We start from the raw sequence: 3,229 nt of genomic DNA on the forward strand, positions 1-3,229 counted from the left end.
GGGCACCTCTATCCCCTGGGAAAAAAACCCCAGGGGATAGAGGTGCCCTAGATAGACCAAAAGGGCGAAGACCACCCCCCAGGAGAGGCCCCACTGCCCGCCCAGCCAGACCGCCAGCAAACCTTTGAGCGCATCCAGGCCAAAGGCCGACAGCGCAGGACCAGCTCCCAGGCGTTGCAGCGCGTTCTCTAAGCCCAGGTTGTAGCTCGAGGCCAGCCGGGGGTCCCAACCACTCAAACGGCGCACCGCCCAATACCCTAAAGGTAAAGCGCCCAGCAGATAAGCCAGAATCGCCATGAGAAGCACCATCGGCTCAAACTTACCAGATTTCTTCAAGCCTGCTATGGAAGCAAAGCGGGGTAGGTGCTAGAATCTGGGTTGCCCGATTGGGGCGACCTCGCGCTCGTAGCTCAGTGTGGATAGAGCAAAGGTTTCCTAAACCTTAGGTCGCAGGTTCGAGTCCTGCCGGGCGCACCAGTCCAGGACGCAAAAATCCGGGGTCTGTGTGACCCCGGACTCTCCTTTGACCCCAGGTTTTGACCCCAATAAGCTTCAAGCCTTGGCGCTGGGCTGGGTCAAGTCCTCGGGGTCGAGCACCCAGCCCTTGCGCTCGTGCTGGAGCAGATGCCGGTAAACCCCAAGGGTGATGTTTGCGTCCGCATGGCCCATGCGCTCGCTAACCAGCTCGAGGGGCGCACCGTTCGCCAACAAGTGGCTACCGAAGGAGTGCCGCAGATCGTGAACCCTGGTGTGGGGGAACAGCACCGGCTCGCCCCCGGCCTTCTCGGCTTCCTTCTGCCGCTTGGCGTTGATGGCCTCAATAATCCGCTTCAGGGCGTGACCCGGCGCGTTGTAGTCGAGGGGCTTGCTGGGGTCGTTGCCGGGGAATACCCACGCCCCGGCTTGGGGCTCACCCAGCCGCTCGACGTACCACAACCGGTAAGCCCTCAGGCGCTCCAGGGTGGCGTGGGGGATTGGCACGGTGCGGGCGCTGGTGGGGGTCTTGGGCGGTCCCATGCGATAGGCGCTATAGGTGCGTCGAACGCTGAGCATGCCTTCCTCGAGGTCGATGTCTCCCCACTGCAAGCCCAACGCCTCACCGAGTCTCAACCCACAGGCCAGCATCAGCCGCAGGGCCAGGGCGGTGCGGGGGTCCTTGTGGCTGTCCAGCGCGGCCAACAGGGCCTGTACCTCATGGGGCTCGAGGGCGCGTCCGGCCTTGGCCTTGGCCTCGCCCCGTGGCGCTTTGATCTTGATCGGGCTCACCGGGTTGCGATGGATCAACTCGAGGTTCAGGGCTTCCTCGAACAGGGTGTGTAGCTTCTGCCTGACCCACCGCACGGTTCGCAGGCTATAGCGGCTCATGAGGTCGTCAATCAGCGCTCGGACGTGGACGGGTCTGACCTCTTGCAGCTTCCTCGAGCCCAGCTCGTCAAAGGCTTTCGGGTCTTTGAGGCTCGGCAAGGCCAGGGACAGCTCACGGCGGTAGGCGTCGAGGGTGTTGGGCCGGACTTCCTTCTTCTTACGGGAAAGCCAGGACTCAGCAAACCCGGCCACGGTGGTCCTATCCCGGCTGAACTGGCCCCGCTCGGCCCTGGTCTTGAGGTCACGGGCCTTCTGATCGGCTTCGGCGGCAGTAGCGCCGTAGACCGAAATCCTGACCTTGCGGCCATCCTCGAGGATGGACAGCCGCACCTCATAACGACCATCTTTGCGCTTGCGTGGCTTATTCGTGAGCCTCGGCATCCTCCACCTCCAGCAGCCCCAGAGCCTCGAGCCCGGCCCGGATCACCGCGCCGCGTTGTCCAGCGGGCAAAGCCTCGAAGCGCTCGAGCACGTCCAGCGGTGCACGTACCCACACCTCTCGACCCCCCTCGCCGGGGCGAAGGGGCGTCACCCCGAACCGTGCAGCCAACTGCTCCTTACTGCCCCGAACGCGGTCTAAGTTTGATCCTCTAGGCATGGTCTTATTGTACTCCAACACGGGCTAGGTCCGTGAAGATATTTCCTCTAACTGCTATTAAGGGAAATATGCCTCTGGATAGGCAGGTCTGACTGATAACCGTTATCAGTCAGATCGGCTTGCCGCAGATTGGCTACAAACCCGCTCGAGGCCGTCCAGGACGGTGCTCAGCGCTCGAGCCCGTAAAACGGCTTTTAAGGCCCCTCGGAGAGAGGGGCCGGTGGTGGACATTGAGGTATTCCGGGCCGGAACGGGACGCTCTCTCATCTGTCATCCGATGACAGATGAGAGAGCGGCTGGTGAGAAGGGGCGACCGGATTTACACCCAGAACGCCGCCAACATTGGAGAGCAGCGACTGCACCAGCTCGAGGGCGGCCAGGACGGTGCTTCAGCGCGGGCCTCAGTTCGCCCGCGGGGGCGGGCCCTCGAGCCGGGTCTGTAGCACCTCCCTGGTCATGGACACCTCGGACAGCACCCGCAGCGCCTCGGCCACCGCCTCGATCGCGCGGGGGTCTCGAGGGTCAGCCACCTGGGCGGCGCGTTGCAGGAAGCGCACCGCTTGACGGATGGCGGGGGCCAGCTCGTTGGCCCATTCGCGCTCGAGGGTGCGCAGCCGTTCGCGGAAAAGTAAGGAAAGTTCGGGGTCCGACTGGAGCCGGTAGCGGTAGTTTCTGAGCGTCCTGGGCGTAATCCCGTGGCGTTCGCAAACCGTCCGGTCGTCCTCAAGGGTGGCCTCGGCTAGGACGGTGGCGGCGAGTTCGTAATCCAGCCTCATGGCTTTTCCCAGGTGCAAGATTCGTCTAGCAGGCGGCGCAGAATCTCCAACTGCTCCCGCAACTTGGCGGCCTCGCGGTCCACAAATTCTTGCAGCTCGGGGGGGAACAAAAGCTCTTCCAGAAGGCGCAGCGACTCGGGGTCTGTTCGGAATAGATCATCCTCGAGTCGCTGCGTCTCGGGGTCGGGCGGGGTCGCGGGCTTTTGCGGTCGCTTTTCCCTGGGCATTCAGTCACCACCGTTTCCCATGATTCGAGAACCTCGTTTCGCGTCTGCTCCGGCCAGCAGCCCGGCCACAAGCCGATGAGCCTCACCGGCCCCTCGGGCTGGGGGTAGGTGCGGGCCAGGGGTCTACCCGGTGGGGCTCGAGGTCGGAGTATAGCGAGGTGGGGGTTCCTTCCCAGGGGCCAGCCTCGAGCAGTCGTAGTACAGCGGGGGGTAGGTGGGGGTAGCGGGTCATATCACTACCACCCCCTCATCCGCTTGTGCCA

Annotated in this window: 7 protein-coding genes and 1 tRNA gene; 2 read left to right on the forward strand and 6 right to left on the reverse strand. The window is 63.6% G+C overall.

Annotation, left to right across the window (positions count from 1 at the left end; genetic code table 11):
* Window positions 1–309 (reverse strand): glycerol-3-phosphate acyltransferase (locus tag Mlute_RS14600; protein ID WP_147371125.1); only part of this gene is annotated, 309 nt, incomplete at its 3' end.
* A gap of 90 nt (window positions 310–399) precedes the next feature.
* Between Mlute_RS14600 and Mlute_RS14605 the strand changes: the two genes are divergently transcribed.
* Window positions 400–477: transfer RNA gene (locus Mlute_RS14605), tRNA-Arg, on the forward strand.
* Window positions 478–552: 75 nt separating this feature from the next.
* On the opposite strand, the gene Mlute_RS14610 is transcribed toward Mlute_RS14605, so the two are convergent.
* Window positions 553–1,746, reverse strand: a complete 1,194-nt coding sequence (locus Mlute_RS14610; RefSeq protein ID WP_119361271.1) for a tyrosine-type recombinase/integrase — start codon at window positions 1,744–1,746, stop codon at window positions 553–555.
* Window positions 1,727–1,861 (reverse strand): hypothetical protein, encoded by a 135-nt coding sequence (locus Mlute_RS16510; RefSeq protein ID WP_281270870.1) that lies wholly within the window; start codon window positions 1,859–1,861, stop codon window positions 1,727–1,729. Before Mlute_RS16510 ends, Mlute_RS14610 begins: the two co-directional genes overlap by 20 nt.
* Window positions 1,862–2,247: 386 nt before the next feature.
* Between Mlute_RS16510 and Mlute_RS15745 the strand changes: the two genes are divergently transcribed.
* Window positions 2,248–2,406, forward strand: a complete 159-nt coding sequence (locus Mlute_RS15745; RefSeq protein ID WP_182482593.1) for a hypothetical protein — start codon at window positions 2,248–2,250, stop codon at window positions 2,404–2,406.
* Here the strand turns inward: Mlute_RS15745 and Mlute_RS14620 are convergent.
* The 3 genes from Mlute_RS14620 to Mlute_RS15750 form a co-directional block, all read right to left on the reverse strand.
* Window positions 2,365–2,739 (reverse strand): hypothetical protein, encoded by a 375-nt coding sequence (locus tag Mlute_RS14620; RefSeq protein WP_119361273.1) that lies wholly within the window; start codon window positions 2,737–2,739, stop codon window positions 2,365–2,367. The two genes, Mlute_RS15745 and Mlute_RS14620, sit on opposite strands and share 42 nt — an antisense overlap.
* On the reverse strand, window positions 2,736–2,966 hold the full coding sequence (locus Mlute_RS14625) for a hypothetical protein (RefSeq protein ID WP_119361274.1): 231 nt from the start codon (window positions 2,964–2,966) through the stop codon (window positions 2,736–2,738). The genes Mlute_RS14620 and Mlute_RS14625 overlap by 4 nt, the downstream gene beginning before the upstream one ends.
* Before the next feature lie 82 nt (window positions 2,967–3,048).
* Window positions 3,049–3,198 (reverse strand): hypothetical protein, encoded by a 150-nt coding sequence (locus Mlute_RS15750; RefSeq protein WP_182482594.1) that lies wholly within the window; start codon window positions 3,196–3,198, stop codon window positions 3,049–3,051.
* Between the last annotated feature and the right edge of the window lie 31 nt (window positions 3,199–3,229).

This window comes from Meiothermus luteus, from assembly GCF_003574085.1.
GTDB lineage: Bacteria > Deinococcota > Deinococci > Deinococcales > Thermaceae > Meiothermus > Meiothermus luteus.

Coding starts and splice junctions, on each gene's coding strand:
- Mlute_RS14610 (WP_119361271.1), bottom strand. CDS start 1,746: ATGCCGAGGCTCACGAATAAGCCACGCAAGCGCAAAGATGGTCGTTAT.
- Mlute_RS15745 (WP_182482593.1), top strand. CDS start 2,248: ATGAGAGAGCGGCTGGTGAGAAGGGGCGACCGGATTTACACCCAGAAC.
- Mlute_RS14620 (WP_119361273.1), bottom strand. CDS start 2,739: ATGAGGCTGGATTACGAACTCGCCGCCACCGTCCTAGCCGAGGCCACC.
- Mlute_RS14625 (WP_119361274.1), bottom strand. CDS start 2,966: ATGCCCAGGGAAAAGCGACCGCAAAAGCCCGCGACCCCGCCCGACCCC.
- Mlute_RS15750 (WP_182482594.1), bottom strand. CDS start 3,198: ATGACCCGCTACCCCCACCTACCCCCCGCTGTACTACGACTGCTCGAG.